Genomic DNA, 18,869 nt, shown 5'->3' on the forward strand with positions numbered 1-18,869 from the left:
TGTATGAAATAGGTTCTCTATACCGCTCATGATTTTTGTGCAAGACTTCGCTTTCCGCGGGTAGCCCTAGAGTCGGTCTCACATCAGCTACTCTTCCCGCAGGATTCTCCGTCTTGCACTCCAATCAACCGCTTGAAACGATGATGGTCATGAAACAAATGAAGAACCCGAACTATTGCCTGATCGCAGGCAAGTGAATTCGGGTTTTTCTATGACTCAAACACTTTGACCCAGCCTGGTTTTCAGGTGGACCTTATTCAGACGCCATGATCATTCCCCTTGACCATAGCTCAGGAGATTGGTAAAGATGCGATAGCCTCCCGGAACCTGACCTTGTATCTGGCGATAGAAGACCAGATTGGTATAAAGATAGGTGCCTTCTCCGTAAGGCGCCATGAGGATTCCCCCATCGAATGATTCTTCTCCTGGATCATTCATGCGGACGAATGTTTCATAACGGCTATCCCAATCCATCGGGTAGTAGAGGCCCCTTTCCTGTACCCAGTTGTCCCAGTCGTTCTTGGAGAGAACATTAGGATAAGAGAAGAGACTGGACTCAGGCTTCAGGAGCTCGACGTCTGCATTTTCATCCGTCACTCTCCAGCGAATGGATGGATTACCGATCGTGAGTGGATAAGGTGCCGTTGTGGCTGCATCCCATCTGTCATTCGGTTTATGATACTGAACGACAAGATGTCCCCCCTCCTCCACGTACGTCTTCAACCGTTCGTTATTCTCTGTGAGTGCATCGCGGGAGAGATAGGCCCTGATCCCCGTGACGATCGTATCAAATTGGGATAGATCGCCGGAAGCGAGATCCTCATCCGTCAATTTGGTTATATCCATCCCGACATTGGACAGGTAGTCAGCCACCTGATCGAAGCCGCTCTCGATATACCCCACCTTCATTCCTTCAGGGGTCAGGAGCTCGAAGGAAACCCCATTGATTCCTGCATCATACTGGTAGTAAAACGTACCGATGTGACTGTAGGTGATTTCCTGGACCGTGGTACCGAATGTTTTCCCGTCGACCTTTGCCTGTGCCCTTATCTTGAAATCCCCTTCTTCAATCTCTGCAGGCGGATGAAGGACAAAGTCAGCTGATTTCTTTTCTTTATGTTCCGTTAAGGGGACGTCTACTGATGAAGGCGTAACCGTCCATCCTTCAGGGACCTCGAAGGAAACCCTGGCATTCGCTTTTCCTTTCTTGTAGTTCGTCACCTCGACACTGACGGGTACGTCGGCCTTCACATCCGCCGTGTTCACGACAAGGTCTTCCGGGCTCATGGTCAGACCGACATCCGGAAGGACGGCAATGGTGCCGTTCAGCTCCTCTTTCTGCACCGTTTCCACTGAACCGGAACGGAACTTGACCAATGCCTGGATCACCGGTTCTTCATACGCATGGTATGTTTCTGCGTCTTCTGGAACATCCACTTTGAATGTGAACGTTCGCTCTTCACCCGGCTTCAGGTTTTTCTTCTTCGTCTTTTTCGAGAAGTGGAAAGGCGTGTCCAGGGTGACATCTGCATTCTTCAGAACATGGTTGCCTCCATTTTTCAAGGCCACCTCCACTTTTACTTGCTGCCCACCTGTCAGCACGTCGGATTCCGATGTTGCCTGGACATCAAGACCGGACGACATGTAGCTTACATTCATGAGCTGCTCTTCCTTCAAGGATAGCTTGTGAAGGAGATCCTCCTTCAATCCTGAGTCAAGTTTGGCTTTCTTCGTCTTCTTGGTGGCCTCTTCTACCAGCTTCAAGGATTTCTGGGCCTCTTTGAATGCTTCAGAACGATCCGGATAGCTGGAAATCGTCCGTTCGAGCTGGCTTTGGAGCTTGTGATACTGCTTCACGAGAGATTTCTCTTTCTTTGGAAGCTTCCCCGCCCATTCATTGAAATCATAAGGAACCCCTTTAAAGAGCTGGTCCTTCCCGGAGGACGAATCACGGGATTTTACCAATTCAAGGTGCACCTGTCTTGGAGCCACGGGGATCTCGCTCCCCATTCCCTGGCTTTTATGGAGGAAACGGGATTCTTCCCCGATTTGAGGATATGATTTCCCGTAGATGTCATCGAGCATGCCGATTTCAATCGATGATGTGGCGCTCTCTTTTGACTCTGCCGGTAAGTAAAGTTTTTTGATTTCCCAAGGGGACAGGCCTTCTTCAAGGTGGTCCGGATAAACGGACGGATCGGCTGCATCTTCAAATGCACGCTGAGTCAGGATCGATATCGCCCTGTGATGTCCATGCTGGGAATCGACATCGCGGAAGGACGGCATCACGATATCCGGCTGATATGTTCGGATGAAGCGGATCAACCGCTCATAGGTAAGGTCTTCCCCCCATTTGGAGAGGGTTTCTTCTGGAGTCTTCGAAAATCCGAAGTCATAGATGGGATCAGAGGTGGTTTCACTGAGGTGGTATGCTTTTACGCCTGTCACTTTCGCTGCTTCAATCATTTCCCTCGAACGGATGATGCCCAGGGCATTGTCGAGCTCTTGGCCGATTTCATTCTGGCCGCCTTCCCCCCGGTTGGCAATGAGGCTGGACGTCTTCACGCCCAGGCCCCTGGAGAGATAGGCGAGGAAATCACTCCGTTCATCATCAGGATGCGCTCCTGTATTCAGGAAGGTTACGGTCGTTTCAAGTGGTTTGAGGGCACTCCAAAGTTCGGGGTCCTCTTCGCGGGCCAAAGGATTCATCGGAAGGACGAGTAAGAAGGCGATCAGAAGGCAAATCAGTTTCTTCATGTTCATGCTCCTCTCAAATTGGATTACCGCATGCGAATGACATCCCTCCTCCGGGTTGGTTTGTTTATCTTTTTAACGAACTGAAGGTTGTTTTTTCCGTTCTTTTCATTAGTAGCACAGGCATATATTTCCTGTAAATGGGTCAATGACCCGACCAGTAAAGCGCTCACATGTCATAAGGAGGAAAAATTCGACAAAATCGTTGGAGGTCCTACCCGATTCCACTAGCCGGGAACACAGCTTCACGCGTTGATATGACGGGGTTTTCAACTATTCTTATCAAGTGGGTACAAAGTATGTCGTTTTGTCGATTAATTCTGAATAATAAAAATATTAATTGTGAGAGGAACAGAACTACTGTATATTTTTAGTTGATTAGTTAGGTTCACTAACCAAATACGAAAGCCGTGATGCAATGAATCAACGTGTGCAGCAGTCGAAAGTAATGAACAAAAAACGAGTATTGCACTGCATTCAGCAAGAATCCCCCATCTCCAGAGCCGATATCGCCGCAAAAATCCATCTCAGTAAACCGACCGTCTCCCTTCTCGTCGATGAGCTTCTCCAGGAAAACAAAGTGTATGAAAAAGGCATCGGGCCCTCCTCATCACAGGGAGGAAGAAAGCCCATCCATTTATATTTTAATGCACGTGCAGCTTACGTCATCGGAACGGATATCGGCGGCACGAAAGTCAAAACCATCCTCTCAGACCTAAACGGCACCATCATCCACACCAAAAGCTTTTCTACTGCCAGCCACCTAAGAACCGGTTTACTTGAACAACTGTCGAAGGACGTCTCGTCCATGCTAGCTGCTGAAGGGATCGACGTGACGGATGTCCTCGGCATGGGCATCGGTGTGCCCGGAATTACGAAGAACGGTGTCGTCATCGATGCCCCTAGTCTCGACTGGGTCCGCTATCCCATCCAATCAGAAGCCGAGCGCCACTTCCCTTTTCCCGTTTATGTGGAAAATGACGTGAATGTGGCCGTATTGGGGGAACAGTGGATCGGAAACGCCAGGAATAAAAAGCATGTGCTTTTCATTGCTGTCGGCACGGGAATCGGCAGCGGGATCATCATTCACGATCAACTATACCGGGGGGCCACCCATGCTTCCGGGGAAGTGGGCTATATGGTGACGGACAGACGCGACCTGGAGGGTGACTTCCAGCCGATCTTCCATCGTTACGGCTATCTCGAGAGCGTGGCCGGAGGGAAGGCAATCGGGGCAACGTTCACCCGGTCCGTGGTCCTAGACCCGGCCCACCCGGCTCATCAAGCGGCCATGGCAGGTGAACTGTCTGGTGAACTTGCCTTTCGATACGCATCTGAAGGCGATGCCGCCGCCATGGCGATCGTGGATGATGCCATTACGCAATTGGGTTATGGCATCATCAATGCTGCAAGTGTATTGAATCCTGAAGTCATCATTTTAGGGGGTGGTGTCTTGAAATCGGCAGATTATATCTTGCCGAAGCTTGAGCGGATGGTCAATGAATATCTTCCCATTCCAATCGAGCTGAAAGTGTCTGAATTAGGGTCGAATGCCGGTGTGATCGGGGCCGTTTCTTTATTCCTACGAGAGCATGAAGGCACGGGCCACTTATTATGATCAGGGGGAATGAATGATGGGATCAAAGAAGAAACAATCGGCTTTTGCGGTGTTATCACTGTCAGCGATGCTTGTCCTTTCCGCATGCGGCGGATCAGAAAAAGGTTCAGGAAGCGAAAATAAAGAGGGCAAGGACTTCGAGGATAAGATCGTCGTCTACTCACCTCACGGGAAAGATATCCTCTCGAAGTTCGAGCAGCAGTTCGAGGAAAAATACAACATCGACGTGGAATGGCTGGATATGGGCTCCCAGGAGATCCTTGACCGGGTACGCTCTGAAAAGAATAATCCTCAAGCCGATGTATGGTGGGGTGCCCCATCAACGAACTTCGACCAAGCCAAGGATGAAGGACTGTTGACACCCTATGAACCGACATATGCAGACAGTTTGGCAGACGGCTTCCATGATCCAGACTGGAACTGGTCCGGCACAAGCCAGACGCCTGAAGTGATCATGTACAACAGTAAGAAGGTCTCTGCTGATGAAGCACCGAAGGATTGGGATGAACTCCTTGATTCCAAATGGAAGGATGAAATCATCATCCGCTACCCGCTCGCCTCTGGAACCATGAGGACGATCTTCTCTGCCATGATCTACCGTGACTTCAAAGATTCAAATGATCCGGCCAAGGGCTATGAGTGGCTCGAGAAGCTGGATGCCAATACGAAGGAATACTCAGCCAACCCTGAAATGATGTACAACAAGGTGGCCAAAGGCGAAGGGACCATCTCCGTCTGGGCCATGCCGGATGTCGTCATGCTGAAGGAAAACAAAAATTACCCATTTGAATTCATCATTCCAGAAAGTGGGACACCTGTATTGACTGAAGGGATCGCCCTCGTCAAAGATGCTCCCCATCCGAAAGCAGCTGAAGCCTTCTATGAATTCGTCAACACACCGGAAGCCGCTAAGCTGTTGGCTGAAGAATTCTACCGTATCCCGACCCGGGACGACGTAGAAGGACTTCCTTCATGGATCACCGACACCGAAATCAAAAGCATGGATATCGATTGGAAGGTATTCCAGGAAAACAGCGATGAATGGATGAAGCATTGGGATGAAAACATTAAAAACGGGGACAAAGAAATCAAAGAATAGGATGTGTAAGCGAAAATGGCGTCCATACAAATAGATAGCGTCCAAAAAACCTTCGGAAAAGTCACAGCAGTCGATCACCTTGATCTCGCCATCAAGGATGGTGAATTCTTTACCTTCCTCGGTCCGAGCGGCTGCGGGAAAACGACAACCTTGAGAATGATCGCAGGATTCTACTATCCCACCAAAGGGGTCGTCCGATTCGGTGACAAAGATATGACGCGGGTGCCACCAGAAAAGCGGAATACGGGCATGGTGTTCCAAAACTATGCCCTCTTCCCTCATATGACTGTTTTCGAAAACGTGGCATTCGGTCTCAGGGTCCGTAAATTGAACATCAAAGAAGTGAAAGCGCGGGTGAAGAATGTCTTGGAGAAGGTACGCCTCGACCAATATGCCGAGCGCCAGGTCAGCCAGCTCAGCGGAGGTCAACAGCAGCGCGTCGCCCTCGCCCGTGCCCTCGTCATCGAGCCTGAGATCCTCCTCCTCGATGAACCCCTCAGTAACCTGGATGCGAAACTCAGGGACGAGATGCGGAGCGAGATCCTCCGGTTACAGAAAGAGTACAACATCACGACCATCTATGTTACCCATGATCAGGCGGAGGCCCTTTCCATGAGCAACCGGATCGCCGTCTTCAATTACGGTGTCTGTCATCAGGTAGGGACGCCTGCCGAGATCTATAATGAGCCCGCAAACGATTTTGTAGCTAGTTTCATAGGGGAGATCAATCTCTTGCCGGCCGCCATCGAGGAACGGGAAGGGGGAATGGCGTACGCCACGGTGCTGAGCGGGGCCCTCCCCCGCCCCATTGCGGTGCGCGGGAATAACATTATCACTGCCGGTGCTGCGGGGCAAGGCACCGCATTATCGATCCGTCCAGAAGCGATCAATCTTGTTGACTCTTCAAGGAGCGCAGATGAGAACGTATTCCCAGGCGTCATCAAGGAGATCCACTTCTTCGGCTCCGTGATCAATGTCATGGTCGAAGCGGACAACCAACTCATCCGCGTGCATACGCTGAATGGTGAAGGGTCACGCTCATTGCATGCAGGTTCCCCGGTTTTCATCGAACTGCCGAAGGAGCATATCCGGGTGATTCCCATGGTCAGCGGTGATCCCTCATGATGAAGAACCGCGATCATCGTCTCACCCTATGGCTGCTCATACCAGTCCTGCTCGTCTTGATCGCTTATGTTCTCTACCCGTCGCTTCGGACATTCCTTGAGAGCATGAACACAAAAGAAGGAGTCGGCCTCGGGAACTACGGGGATTTCTTCACACAGGAATCCAAGACGAATCTTGAGGCATTATGGAATTCCGTGTACATTTCCCTATTGAGCGTCCTTGCCAGTGCCATCATCGGGGTGCCCCTTGCCTTCATCTTCAATCGATATGACTTTCCCGGCCGGGGGTTCTTCTCGACGGCAGCCATCATGCCCATCGTCCTCCCTTCCCTGGTCGGGGTCATGGCATTCATGTTCCTTTATGGCGAAACCGGGCTTGTTCCGAATGCCATCAAGGATTTGTTCCATCTTGACGAAGTTCCGTTCAAGATCGGGGGCGTCTCCGGCATTCTCATCGTCCATGCCTATACGATGTATGTGTACTTTTATATGACCGTTTCTGCGGCAATCAATAAGATCGATCCTTCCCTCGAGGAAGCAGCCCATAATCTTGGAGCAAGTCGATTCAGCGTGTTCTGGAAGGTCACCTTCCCGTTGCTCACACCTGCCATTGTGGCCGCTTCCCTCTTGGTGTTCATGATTTCCATGGCATCATTCAGTGCGCCTTTCCTTCTCGCAGGAGGATTCAGGGTGCTCAGCCTGCAAATCTATTTTTCTAAGATCAATGGCGATATGGAGGTCGCTGCGACTCAGTCTGTCATTCTGTCCATCGTTTCGATCAGCTTCCTCTTGTTCATGAGGTGGTATCAGAACCGCAAGGACTACCGGATGGCCTCGAAGGGGATCGGCGCTCACCGGAGCGAAGTGAAGAATCCCTTCATGAAGTGGGTGCTGGTGGCGACGGGGATCATCGGGGTCTTCATCCTGCTCCTGCCTCATTTCACGATCCTTCTTCTCTCCCTTGTGCCCGATGGTACGTGGACCTGGCAGACCTATCCGTCCGTATTCAACTTTGAGAACTACCGGCTTCTCTTCGAAGATCCAAATATCTTTAAGCCGCTGAAAAACAGCTTGATTCTATCATTTATTGCGACGGCGGGGAATCTCGTATTCGGGGTCCTGACCTCCTATCTTCTCGTGAAGCGGAGATTCGTCGGGAAGGGCTTCGTCGACGTCCTTGTCATGATTCCCTGGGCGCTTCCGGCAACGGTCATCGGGATGAACTTGATCTTTGCCTTCAATGAACCTTCCATTTTCTCGTTCGGAAATATCCTGGTCGGGACGTTTTGGATTCTGCCCCTTGCCTATTTCGTCAGACATATCCCGCTTGTGGTCCGCTCGACGAATGCCGCACTGGAACAGCTCGATGATTCCATTGAAGAGGCGGCCAGAAGCCTTGGTGCAAAATGGTTCTATACGTTCCGCAAAGTGATCCTTCCCATCATCATGCCCGGCGTCCTTGCGGGGACATTGCTGGCCTTTGTAGAATCCGTAGGGGAATTCCCGACATCGGTGTTGTTGTACACGATTTCAAACAGGCCCATATCCATTGAAATCATGAATCAGCTCCGCATGTTCAATATGGGGCAGGCGGCAGCCTACGGGATGATCCAGATCACCTTGATCGCCGTCGTCCTCCTGATCTCGAATAAGGTATTCGGAGTAAAAGCTGAGAAATCTTTATCCTAGGAGTGGAACGATATGAAGAATATACAAGAATTCATCCAGAATGAGGGGGATGCGTTTCCGGGAAAAACATATGTAGAGGAATTGTTGAAGCCCGTCTTCAATGACCAGCGGGACTATCTGTTCCATGTAATGTTCGATATCCACCGGGCCCACTGTATCATGCTCATGGAGCAGGGCATCATCGCAAGAGAAGATGCTGCATTGATGCTGAAGGGCATCGATGCCGTCTCCAAAACCGACATCGGAAGCCTGTCATATGAGCCGCAGTTTGAAGATTTATTCTTTATGATGGAGGCAAGGATCGGGGAAGAGATCGGGAGCGAGCTTGCAGGGAAGCTCCATATCGCAAGGAGCCGGAATGATATGGGGGTGGCCATGTACCGCCTCGTCCTCCGTGGACATCTCCTTCAGACGCTGGACGCTGCCATGGATCTCGGGGATATCCTCCTCCGTCAGGCTGCGGCCCATAAGGATACGGTCATGACGGCGTACACCCACACCCAACCGGCCCAGCCTACCACTCTGGGTCATTACCTCCTTGCCGTCCATGATGTGCTCCAACGTGACATCACCCGGCTGAAAGCCGCCTACGCTACAGTGAACCGTTCTCCCATGGGCGCTGCAGCCCTGACGACTACGGGCTTCCCTATCAATCGGGAGCGCGTTGCGGAGCTTTTGGGTTTTGAAGGGCTCGTGGAGAATTCCTATGATGCGATTGGCGGAGCCGATTATCTCCTCGAGACAGGGACCGCCCTCATGACCTGCATGGTGAATACAGGCAGGTGGATCCAGGACTTCCTTCAGCATGTCACAAGGGAATTCGGGACGTTCAAGGTGGCAGATCCATATGTCCAGATCAGCAGCATCATGCCCCAGAAGCGGAACCCGGTATCCATTGAACATTCAAGATCGATTGCAAGCAGCGCCTACGGGGATGCTCTTGCCGCTGTCAATATGATCCACAACACGCCGTTCGGTGACATCGTGGACACCGAAGATGATCTCCAGCCCCACCTTTACCGTGCCTTCCACAATGCCAATCGCGTATTGAAGCTCATGTACGCCGTCATCGCGACCATCTCTGTCGATAAGGAGCATGCCAAATCCATGGCGAAGAAATCGAGCATCACCATCACGGAGCTTGCCGACACCCTTTCCCGGGATTATGGAGTCCCGTTCAGGAAGGCACATGGCATCGCAAGCGCCATCTCCAAGCGTTCGGTTGCTGAAAGAAAAGAGCTCTATGAATGGAAGGTTGCCGACATCAACGAGCTGATCGATGAGGTACAATTGTCGGATGAGGATTGGCAGCGGATCATTTCACCTGATTACTTCGTGGAGATCCGCTCGGTCCGTGGAGGTCCGAATGGTACGGAGGTAGGAAGGATGATTGGGGATCGCATGGAGAGGATGAAAGAATGCAGAAGAGCATGGGCTGAGAAAAAAACAGTCGTCGAAGAAACGCATGAGGCCCTTCATGCGTTTGTGATATGATGGTACACCGCTGAACGACTTCCACGTCGTTCAGCTTTTTTATGGAGCATTATGATTGGAAATGTCAGGTTGATTCCATATATAATGGTTACAACCCCATTCCTTCAGTCGGGGCATCCAATTTATTTTGAGAGGAGGATAAACTCGCCTCACGAAATTAAAGCGTTTCCCCCCTGGTACCTATTCCGGATTGCAGTTCTTGCTCCAGCCACTGAATCATCTTCGCCGTATCCATATCCCCTTGTTGCCCTTTGTCGAATGCCTTTTGCAGCACGGAAAGAACGTGCTCCTTCACTTTATTCTCCATTCGCTATACTCCTTTCTGTGTTTACGTAGATTTCCGAGCGTCTATAAACCACATACTACCAAAAACATGTGCCATTTGACAGATTTTTTATCCTATTCACACAAAAAACACATTATTTACGCGTATTTAACGAAATTCTTTAAAAAATTTAGCGAAAATTGTCGAAATGTTGTATGATTTTAAATAGTTAAAAATAGTGTCGAAAAATAGTTCATTTTTACTATTACAGTTTACAGTAAACAAACCGATAATGATTGTGTGTCGATTTGTCTCATAGCAAAATCATCGAAAGGTGATGACGCAAAGCTACAGGGGCTAACCATGCCAGCCAGCTGCCAAATCAGGAGGGATTGTAATGTCGTTTTTAACACCTGAAGAAATCATCTTAAAGAAGAGGGCCAAAAAGAAGCTCATGTACGCCACCCTTTTCATCTTCACCATTGCTATCATTGCAGGGACCACTGTTCTTGCATACAACATGTAAAAGTGTCCTCAACGGGCACTTTTTTTATTTGCCCCCTGTTCCTTACCCTGCATTCTGATCCAATAGTCCACTCTTCACCAAATGCCTTCGACAATTTATGGTAATATTTCAGAAATTTCGATAGAATAAGAGAAGGATTATCACTATGTTGGAGGCTACTTGTCTATGCACACAGAAGCAAAGCTCATTCAGGGGCTCAAATCCCCATCCACCTTTTTTTACCGCCTCGGTGAAACCGAGATGGTGCCTCGTTTCGGAAAGAGGATGACCTGGCTTTTTGTCCTTTCCGCATCGGTATTCGGATTTCTGGCATTCTTCGGGATCGGGATGGATTCCCTCGCCAAAGAAGCGACTTCCCTTACCCCTTTGGAATATGAACTGGAAAAGACCATGTTCTTCTTTGGACGTCTGATTGCGGGTCTTCTTTACGCCGCTTTGATCCTTTTCTTTTCATCGCTGGTGTTTTGGACGATCTCCGATCACGGCGAATACCGCAAGATTGTGATGGTGCAGGGATTGACGCTTTTGATCCTGCTTCTGGAGAAGCTCACATTCGTGCCGCTCTCCTTATTCTTCTCAATTGAATGGTATTCTTCACCCTTTTCTCTCGGAGTCATCGCCCAGTCCATCACATCGAAGTCCTATGTGGTGTACCTGCTTGGCGCCATTTCCTTATTCAAGGTGTGGATGATCTACCTCCAGTATCGCGGGATCAAATATTTGACCCGACAGAAGAACTGGCTCATCTGGCTTGTGATCGTACTGGTCAACGGGCTTTTCTGGGCATTGAATGCCCTGCTTGCTTATCTTGATCTTTCAACGTTAATTTAAAGGTGATGAATGATGAAGAAACTTATCCGCTACAGCATCGTAACCGTGAGCCTCGTGTTTGTGGGCGTGAATACATACTTAATCGAAAAAGCCGACAGCAGGGTCGAGCGGGAAGTCCGCATCAACCACTGGGAACTGAGCCGGCAGGAAACCCTCAGGAAAATGCTCTACAAGCCTGGAGTTGTCATTCCAGAAGAAGATCAATATCTCTATTTCAATGATGAATCTGCCACCTTCAAGAAGTTCCTTGTAAAAGAAGGGGAACAGATCAAATCCGGGGCCCCGCTATACGAATATGAGGTCACTGACCAGTTCCAGCAACGCGACGTGTTGAAATCGGAAGTGGAGAAGCTGGAAGAAGATGCTTCCAACGTGAAAGACTCCATCAGCGAATTATCCAAGCTGATCTCTTCCCTCCCATCCCCTTCTTCCGATGAAAAGGATGCCCCCATCGAAGCTGGGGCCTTACAATCAGAGTATGATATCAAGCGAGAAATGGTTTCTAAACAGCTTGAAGCCGATCAACTGGAGAACCAGATCAAAAGCCTCGAACGCCAGATTGCCGCTATTGATTCATATGAAACGACCCTTACAGTGGAAAGCAGCGTAAGCGGGACAGTAAAGAGCCTGTCGCACGAAATCCAGAATCCCCTCATCACGATCGCCTCGGATTCCACTGTCGTCACGACCGACCTGACCGAGAAAGAGGTCGATGAGGTGAAGGAGAACCTGAATGTCCGGGTGAAGCATGATGGGAAGAAGTCCCTTGAGGGGATCATCACCAAAGTGGATCGTCTCCCAAAAGCCGATCCCCATCTGAAGACCGAGAGCCTGTACCCCGCTGAGGTGCAGGTCCAGGAAGCACAGTGGAGACCCGGACAGCACGTATCCCTTTCCATCATCATGGAGGAAGCGAAGGATGCCGTGACGGTCCCTGTCTCTGCCATTGAGAAGGTGGACGACCAGTCTTACCTCTGGATGATGATGAAAAACGGCACCGTCAAAAAGCGCAAGATCGAGACAGGGCTTGAAGTCGACGGACGCCAGGCCATCACGTCGGGTGTGAAAGCCGGGGAAATGTACGTAGAGGAACCTGACGAGATTGCATCCCTGAAGGATCAGGAGAGGTTCATCACAGCCCTTGATTGGCGCAGGCTCAAAATCCGTGATTTCAAGACTCTTGACCGTGCTGATGTATACACTAACCTGATGCTTGGAATACTGGAGCGAAAATAGATTGACTCGACACCGTCCATATAAGGACGGTGTTTTTTTATCCCTCATTATCAGCGCTTCCTTGGTTCATACTAAGTTCAACGATGAATAAAGGAGACATACTCTATGAACGGATTGAAAAAGACCGCCTGTATCCTGCTTCCCCTCATCCTTCTGGCGTTTACGGCTCCCGATGAGTGCCTTCATGCCGCTGCCCCCAAAAAGAATGTCATCTTCATGATCATGGATGGCACGAATTCAGATGCTGTCACCCTTTCAAGGTGGTATAAGGGGTCACCGCTCCATCTTGATGGCATCCTCACGGGCGGGGTGAGGACCTACTCCGCCGAATCGGCCATCACGGATTCTGCCGCTGCAGGCACGGCCATGGCGACAGGGGTGAAGACAAAAGCCGATTACATCGGCATGGACCCTGAAGGCCGCCCCCTCATTACGGTACTCGAAGCCGCTAAATTGAACGGCTATGCTACAGGGATCATCTCCACCTCCCCCGTTCAACATGCCACACCTGCCGCCTTCACCTCCCATGCCATCACACGGGAGGAGTTCAGTTCCATCGGTGAACAGCAAGTGTATCAGGATCTCGATGTTGTGCTTGGAGGTGGAGCCGCCTGGCTGGCACCGAAGCAAAAGAACCATCCCCAGGACGACGCTATGCTGAAGACTGATGAAGTCACCCGCAAGGATGGAGAGGACTTGAAGAAATCCCTGCGAGACGCCGGGTATGCCTACGTGGACACCAGGAAGGAACTACTCTTGGAGCCTTCAGCAGGAAAGCTGTGGGGTGCGTTTGCTTCAGAAGACCTTTCTTATGATCTGGACCGCCGCGAGCTGAAGCCGCATGAGCCTACCCTGAGCGAGATGACCCGGTCTGCCATCTCCCACCTGTCCAGGGAAAAGAAAGGATTTTTCCTTATGGTTGAAGGAAGCAAGGTCGACTGGGCCGCCCATCAGAATGATCCCGTAGGCATGATCAGTGAGATCCTGAGCTTCGACCGTGCCGTCGGGGAGGCCCTAGCGTTTGCCAAAAAAGACGGGAACACGATGGTCGTCGCCGTGACCGACCACGGCAACAGCGGGCTCACAATCGGAAACGCTGACCTTGACGGGTCGTATAAGCATCAGTCCGTGAAGCACTTCATCGATCCATTGAAGAAAGCGAGGCTCACGGTCGATGGCGCTGCCTCCCTTCTTGAGGGCAAAGATGCCGGTCACGCCCTCGCTGCATACGGCCTGGACTCTCAATCATGCCGGTGGAGCCCTTCCAAAAAGGAACTCAAGGCACAGATGACCTCCTCCCTTTCACAAAAAGCAGGGCTCGGATTCACTACGCATGGACACACAGGTGAAGATGTATTCCTTTATGCCTTCGGGCCCGGTAAACCTTCAGGACTCCTCGAAAACACGGATCTCCCCGTAAAGATGGCGGACTTCCTTGGCTTTTCTCTGGACAGCTACCGCTCTTGGTACGTAGATGGGAAGACCTTGCTTGAAAAACAGGGATACGACGTGACGTTGAAAACCGGGACGGCCAATCCCGAGATGATGGCCAAAAAAGGGAAGACGGTCCTGCGCTTCCCCGAAAACAAAAACTTTTACATGTCGAATGATGACAAGATTCCACTGAAAAGCGTCACAGTATTCAACGGGAAGACCTTTTATATCCACATGGATTCCATGTAGGCCAGTTCGACAAAAAACACAGCGGCCCCTCTTCCCTCCTCTTCGCACCCGATTTGCGTTATAATAAAAGAATGCGATTTTATAGATTGGAGAGGTTAGCTGATGTCGATTCGTATTGAGGAACTGAAGGAACAACTTTATCACGTGAGCGAATCCCTCGAGGAAGTACTTGACCCTAAGCGGGAAGCGGACCGCAATATCGTTTCCAAGGGGCTTATGCTCTTCAGGCAGAATTCGGTCTCACAGGTGAAGGTGCGCGATGAAGAAGTGACGGCACAGGTCCAGGATGTGACGCCTGTTTCCGTCGGGCTGAACTTCACCTTCCCCCTCATCTCTTCTTGTTCTTGCCCTCAGGACGTCTTTTGCCGTCATCAGCTGGCCGTGTTTTTGTTCTTATTGAATAAGACGGGAAGCGTCAGTGAGTGGGTCGGCAACTGGCGGAGCGGGAAACCCGATACAGCCGGCGGTCTTGAAGACTTGATGAAGAAGCACGGGGGATTGAAGAAGGCGAGCGATCTTCTCAAAGAGCGGAAAACACGGGGGAATACCCCTGAGGAGTGGTGGGAGTACTTCCATACCCTCCTGAAGCCGGATGACTTTGAGCTCCTTCAACGACAGCCCTATATCATGGATGTACTCGTGCAGAACATCATGAAGCGTTTCATGAAGGAATCCCCATTCGAACGGGAATGGAAGCCCCTATACAAGCTGTATGCCACGCTCTATCTGACGATCCATCTCGACCGGTTCATTCAGGAAAAAGGCGTGAAGCCGGGTACGGAGCAATACAGCATGTATGATTACCTTCTCGGTGAAATGGAGGATGCACTGGAGAAGATGTCTGTGCACGCCATGCCGTTCAGCTTCGATCCATTCATTGCGTTCCTGAAGGAAAAAACCGTCTGGCTCAGTGACTCCACCAAAAACAGCACCTTGATCAAGGCCGAAGTGTATCGTTTCCTTTGGTACTTCCTCTTTAAGCAGAAGGCTTGGAGGCAGGAGGAGATCAAACGGATTTCCGAGTCGGGCGAGGACCTTCAGACATTCGATCATCTTGCCCTCCTGCACCACTATCTGATGCTTGAGGAGTTCGATAAAGCCGATGGAGTGGCGAAGGGCCTCGGGAGTGAACTTGTTTCCTTCTCTGAATTCTGGTTGCGCAAGTTCTTCACCGGCAGACGATATGAAGCGGGACTTTTCCTTGTCAGACATCTCCTTGAGCGCCTGCCGGAACACATCGGATACCTCGATCAGTTCGAAGCATCCCGTTTCGTCCGCTGGTTCATCCGCATCATGCCCATGGACTGGCTCACGGAAAAAGATCCGATGCTCGTCAAGGAGCTGCTCCTTGCCATGCTTCCCTACAGCTTCTTCCATTACAATGAATACCTCATCAATGTGAAGGAGTACAAGGAGTGGGTGGAGCTGCAGCGTTATATGAACTACAGCATCCCTGAAATGGAAGGGATGGGGCTGAAGGACCTAACGAAGGAACAACCGGAGCTCGCCCTCCCCCTTTATTTCAGCGGGGTCATGAACTCGATCGAACAGAAGAACCGTGACAGCTACAGACAGGCGGTACGCTATATGAAAAAGATCCGGACCATCTACCGGAAGCTGAAGCAGACAGAGAAATGGGATCAGTTCCTATCCTATATACTTGACCGTTATAAACGCCTCCGGGCTTTCCAAGAAGAATGCAGAAAGGGTAAGTTAATCGATGCTTAAATTGTCTTCAGTCAAGATCAATGTCGAACCATCTGAATATGGCGACCGTTTTGTGCTGACCGCACAGAATGAGAACGGGGAGTGGATCCACCCTGCCGAATGGAAGGGCCAGCTTTTCCTTTGGCATGAAGAGAGCTACTACGGCACCCTCATCGAAGAAGATGGGATGAGTGTATCTGCAGGACACTGGGATTTCCTCACCTTATTGGCAGGTGAACAATTCAGCTCCCTTGTGAGCTGGGATTGGAACGATTCCGGGCAAGCCTATCTTTCCGTCGCACCGGTCCTTCTCGGAGCAATCGAAGCGGGAAAATGGCTACCACGTTTCGATGAATGGCAGGAACAAGGGCTCCAGTTCCACGTTCCCGATGAAGTGTGGGATAATTTCAACAGCGAATTCTGGGACGAAACCCTCCCGGATGGCCGGACTGTCAAGGAACTGACGGATACGTGGTTCCAAACCTCCCTCCAGGACGCCATGAACGCCGGAGGGTCTGGCGCCATGAAGCGGATCAGGAAGCTGAAGGAAAGCACCCTGACGCCTGAAGAGCTTGCCGCTTACTTTGACGAGCAGCGCTGGAGCGAGTGGGTCAGCGGCGAAGAACAGGACCTCCCCTTTACCATTGGCCTGCGCATCACAGAGCCGCTCGATGAGGAAGATACGTGGGAGCTTGAAACGATCCTCCGGGACAAAAAACGGACCAGCCGCGTGATCTCCCTGGTGGAGGATACGGTACCCGCTGCTTGGAAGCCTCATCTGAAGGAAGTCAGCGCCGAACAGGAGCGTTGGGGGAATATGCTCCCGATCCTGAGAGATGAAGACGGGAAGCTACGCACGAGCCTCGGCGAACACGATGCATGGGACTTCCTCTCGATCCTCAGCGAGAAGCTCATCGACCTGAATATCGAGATCCTCCTTCCATCCTGGTGGGAAGCGATGAAGGATGCACAGGTGCTCGTGAAGGCAAAATTGAAGAATACAGATACGACGTATCGCCCTTCCTTTGTGGGCCTGAATGCCATGCTCGATTTCGACTGGCGTCTGTCCATGAACGGCGTCAATCTGTCTGAAGAGGACTTCAACCAGCTCGTCGAAGACCAGCGCCGCCTCGTCAAGATCCGCGGACAGTGGATGAAGCTTGATCCCGCCATGATCCGGCGTATCCAGCAGATGATGACCAAGGCGAAGGAAGAAGGAATCTCAATCCAGGATATGCTCGAGCAGGAGCTTGTCCCGAATGACGGGGAAGGCGGCATGACCGAGGAAGGTGAAGATGAGGACGGGACGAAATATGCCCGCATCCAGCTTGAACTGAACCGTTCCATGAAGAAGATGATTCATCAGCTGACGAACGTATCCACCATCCCGATCACACCTGCGCCTGATGACTTCATCGGTGATCTCCGGCCGTATCAGGAGCTCGGGATGAGCTGGATGCTCTTCCTGAGGAAGTTCGGGTTCGGCGCCTGTCTTGCCGATGATATGGGACTCGGGAAGACGGTTCAGCTCATCACCTATCTCCTTCATGTGAAGGAGCATGAAAAGACCGATTCACCTGCCCTGATCATCGCGCCTACATCGGTCCTCGGGAACTGGCAGCGTGAACTGGAGAAATTCGCCCCATCCTTGAATGTAAGACTCCATTACGGTCAGGTCCGGGCGAAAGGGGAAGAGTTCCAAAAAGCCCTTGAAGGAGTCGACGTACTCCTCACGTCGTACGGCCTGTCCCATCTGGATTTCGAGGAGCTGTCAGAGGTGACCTGGAGCTCCATCTCACTGGATGAAGCCCAGAACATCAAGAACTCCAATACGAAACAGTCCCGTGCGATCCGGAAGCTTAAAGGGAATCATCATATTGCCCTGACCGGGACTCCGATGGAGAATCGCTTATCCGAGCTGTGGGCGATCTTCGATTTCCTCAATCAAGGGTATCTTGGTGGATTCACCTATTATCAGAAGCACTATATCGCCCCGATTGAGAAGGACGAAGATGAAGAGAGGGTCAAGGCTTTACAGGCCAAGATCAAGCCGTTCCTCCTGAGACGTACGAAGAAGGATCCAGAGGTGGAACTCAATCTTCCTGAAAAGCTCGAGCAGAAGGAATACTGCGCCCTCACGGCTGAACAGGCGGCGCTTTATGAGCAACTCGTCAAGGACACCCTGGCCAAGGTGGAAACCCTGAGCGGATTCGAGCGCAAAGGGTTGATCCTGCAGATGCTCAATCAACTCAAACAGCTGTGCAACCACCCTGCCCTCTACCTGAAGGAGCCGGATCCCAAATCGATCCTGAGCCGCTCGGAGAAGATGCAGAAGCTGAGGAGCATCGTGGAGACGGCACTCGATTCAGGGGAAGCATGCCTCATTTTCACCCAGTATATTTCCATGGGAGAAATGATCCAGGACATGATGAAACAAGAATTTGATGTCGACGTCCCTTTCCTTAATGGCAGCATGGCAAAAGCCAAACGGGACGAACTCGTCGACCGCTTCCAGAACGGGGAGTTCCCCGTCTTCCTTCTATCGTTGAAAGCAGGAGGCACCGGGTTGAACCTGACCGCCGCCAACCATGTGGTCCACTATGACCGCTGGTGGAACCCGGCAGTCGAGAATCAGGCGACGGACAGGGCCTACCGGATCGGACAAAATCGATTCGTCCACGTCCACAAGCTCGTCGCTTCCGGTACACTTGAAGAAAAGATCGATGCCATGCTTACGAAAAAGCAGGCGCTCAACGATGAAATCATCCGCAGCGACCAGTGGGTCACGGAGCTATCCGACCAGGATCTCCAATCCCTGCTCGTATTGGACTAATGCCAGGCCA

The 18,869-nt window shown here is 51.1% G+C and carries 13 protein-coding genes and 1 riboswitch; of the genes, 11 read left to right on the forward strand and 2 right to left on the reverse strand.

The annotated features are described in order from the left end of the window. Nucleotides 1–270: 270 nt before the first annotated feature. Entirely contained in the window at nt 271–2,757 is a 2,487-nt protein-coding gene (locus ACNA6I_RS20335) for an NEW3 domain-containing protein (protein ID WP_416314088.1), read from the reverse strand. Between the two features lie 445 nt (nt 2,758–3,202). Between ACNA6I_RS20335 and ACNA6I_RS20340 the strand changes: the two genes are divergently transcribed. Genes ACNA6I_RS20340 through argH form a run of 5 tightly spaced genes read left to right on the forward strand, consistent with a single transcriptional unit; the run spans nt 3,203 to nt 9,778 of the window. Continuing rightward, nucleotides 3,203–4,372, forward strand: a complete 1,170-nt coding sequence (locus ACNA6I_RS20340; protein WP_416314089.1) for an ROK family transcriptional regulator — start codon at nt 3,203–3,205, stop codon at nt 4,370–4,372. A 13-nt stretch (nt 4,373–4,385) separates the two neighbouring features. Continuing rightward, nucleotides 4,386–5,471 carry an extracellular solute-binding protein gene (locus tag ACNA6I_RS20345; protein ID WP_317948418.1) on the forward strand — a complete coding sequence of 362 codons (1,086 nt, stop codon included), beginning with the start codon at nt 4,386–4,388 and terminating at the stop codon, nt 5,469–5,471. 15 nt (nt 5,472–5,486) lie between these two features. Next, a complete protein-coding gene (locus tag ACNA6I_RS20350) occupies nt 5,487–6,596 on the forward strand; it encodes an ABC transporter ATP-binding protein (RefSeq protein WP_416314090.1) in 1,110 nt (369 codons plus the stop codon). Then, complete coding sequence (locus tag ACNA6I_RS20355; protein WP_159130198.1) at nt 6,593–8,284, forward strand: ABC transporter permease; 1,692 nt, start codon at nt 6,593–6,595, stop codon at nt 8,282–8,284. Before ACNA6I_RS20350 ends, ACNA6I_RS20355 begins: the two co-directional genes overlap by 4 nt. A 12-nt stretch (nt 8,285–8,296) precedes the next feature. Next, nucleotides 8,297–9,778 carry an argininosuccinate lyase gene (gene argH / locus ACNA6I_RS20360; RefSeq protein WP_416314091.1) on the forward strand — a complete coding sequence of 494 codons (1,482 nt, stop codon included), beginning with the start codon at nt 8,297–8,299 and terminating at the stop codon, nt 9,776–9,778. Between the two features lie 157 nt (nt 9,779–9,935). On the opposite strand, the gene ACNA6I_RS20365 is transcribed toward argH, so the two are convergent. After that, entirely contained in the window at nt 9,936–10,085 is a 150-nt protein-coding gene (locus ACNA6I_RS20365; RefSeq protein ID WP_156183347.1) for a hypothetical protein, read from the reverse strand. A gap of 265 nt (nt 10,086–10,350) precedes the next feature. Beyond that, nucleotides 10,351–10,425: riboswitch (cyclic di-GMP riboswitch) on the forward strand. 15 nt (nt 10,426–10,440) lie between these two features. Between ACNA6I_RS20365 and ACNA6I_RS20370 the strand changes: the two genes are divergently transcribed. From ACNA6I_RS20370 to ACNA6I_RS20395, 6 genes are all read left to right on the forward strand, one after another. After that, the gene (locus tag ACNA6I_RS20370) at nt 10,441–10,569 is read left to right on the forward strand and encodes a hypothetical protein (protein WP_258523289.1); all 129 of its coding nucleotides are present in this window, start codon (nt 10,441–10,443) and stop codon (nt 10,567–10,569) included. Nucleotides 10,570–10,734: 165 nt separating this feature from the next. Then, nucleotides 10,735–11,400, forward strand: coding sequence for a hypothetical protein (locus ACNA6I_RS20375; protein WP_416314092.1), 666 nt, complete (start codon nt 10,735–10,737; stop codon nt 11,398–11,400). 9 nt (nt 11,401–11,409) lie between these two features. Further along, entirely contained in the window at nt 11,410–12,636 is a 1,227-nt protein-coding gene (locus ACNA6I_RS20380) for an efflux RND transporter periplasmic adaptor subunit (RefSeq protein WP_416314093.1), read from the forward strand. Nucleotides 12,637–12,741: 105 nt separating this feature from the next. Further along, on the forward strand, nt 12,742–14,319 hold the full coding sequence (locus tag ACNA6I_RS20385; RefSeq protein WP_416314094.1) for an alkaline phosphatase: 1,578 nt from the start codon (nt 12,742–12,744) through the stop codon (nt 14,317–14,319). Nucleotides 14,320–14,421: 102 nt separating this feature from the next. Further along, nucleotides 14,422–16,047, forward strand: a complete 1,626-nt coding sequence (locus tag ACNA6I_RS20390) for an SWIM zinc finger family protein (RefSeq protein WP_048004893.1) — start codon at nt 14,422–14,424, stop codon at nt 16,045–16,047. After that, nucleotides 16,040–18,859 (forward strand): DEAD/DEAH box helicase, encoded by a 2,820-nt coding sequence (locus ACNA6I_RS20395; RefSeq protein WP_416314095.1) that lies wholly within the window; start codon nt 16,040–16,042, stop codon nt 18,857–18,859. Before ACNA6I_RS20390 ends, ACNA6I_RS20395 begins: the two co-directional genes overlap by 8 nt. Nucleotides 18,860–18,869 lie beyond the last annotated feature (10 nt).

The sequence above is a fragment of the Rossellomorea sp. FS2 genome (assembly GCF_047915635.1).
Taxonomy (GTDB): Bacteria; Bacillota; Bacilli; order Bacillales; family Bacillaceae_B; genus Rossellomorea; species Rossellomorea marisflavi_A.

Coding starts and splice junctions, on each gene's coding strand:
- ACNA6I_RS20355 (WP_159130198.1), top strand. CDS start 6,593: ATGATGAAGAACCGCGATCATCGTCTCACCCTATGGCTGCTCATACCA.
- ACNA6I_RS20390 (WP_048004893.1), top strand. CDS start 14,422: ATGTCGATTCGTATTGAGGAACTGAAGGAACAACTTTATCACGTGAGC.
- ACNA6I_RS20385 (WP_416314094.1), top strand. CDS start 12,742: ATGAACGGATTGAAAAAGACCGCCTGTATCCTGCTTCCCCTCATCCTT.
- ACNA6I_RS20335 (WP_416314088.1), bottom strand. CDS start 2,757: ATGAAGAAACTGATTTGCCTTCTGATCGCCTTCTTACTCGTCCTTCCG.
- ACNA6I_RS20345 (WP_317948418.1), top strand. CDS start 4,386: ATGATGGGATCAAAGAAGAAACAATCGGCTTTTGCGGTGTTATCACTG.
- ACNA6I_RS20365 (WP_156183347.1), bottom strand. CDS start 10,085: ATGGAGAATAAAGTGAAGGAGCACGTTCTTTCCGTGCTGCAAAAGGCA.
- ACNA6I_RS20375 (WP_416314092.1), top strand. CDS start 10,735: ATGCACACAGAAGCAAAGCTCATTCAGGGGCTCAAATCCCCATCCACC.
- ACNA6I_RS20370 (WP_258523289.1), top strand. CDS start 10,441: ATGTCGTTTTTAACACCTGAAGAAATCATCTTAAAGAAGAGGGCCAAA.
- argH (WP_416314091.1), top strand. CDS start 8,297: ATGAAGAATATACAAGAATTCATCCAGAATGAGGGGGATGCGTTTCCG.
- ACNA6I_RS20350 (WP_416314090.1), top strand. CDS start 5,487: ATGGCGTCCATACAAATAGATAGCGTCCAAAAAACCTTCGGAAAAGTC.
- ACNA6I_RS20395 (WP_416314095.1), top strand. CDS start 16,040: ATGCTTAAATTGTCTTCAGTCAAGATCAATGTCGAACCATCTGAATAT.
- ACNA6I_RS20340 (WP_416314089.1), top strand. CDS start 3,203: ATGAACAAAAAACGAGTATTGCACTGCATTCAGCAAGAATCCCCCATC.
- ACNA6I_RS20380 (WP_416314093.1), top strand. CDS start 11,410: ATGATGAAGAAACTTATCCGCTACAGCATCGTAACCGTGAGCCTCGTG.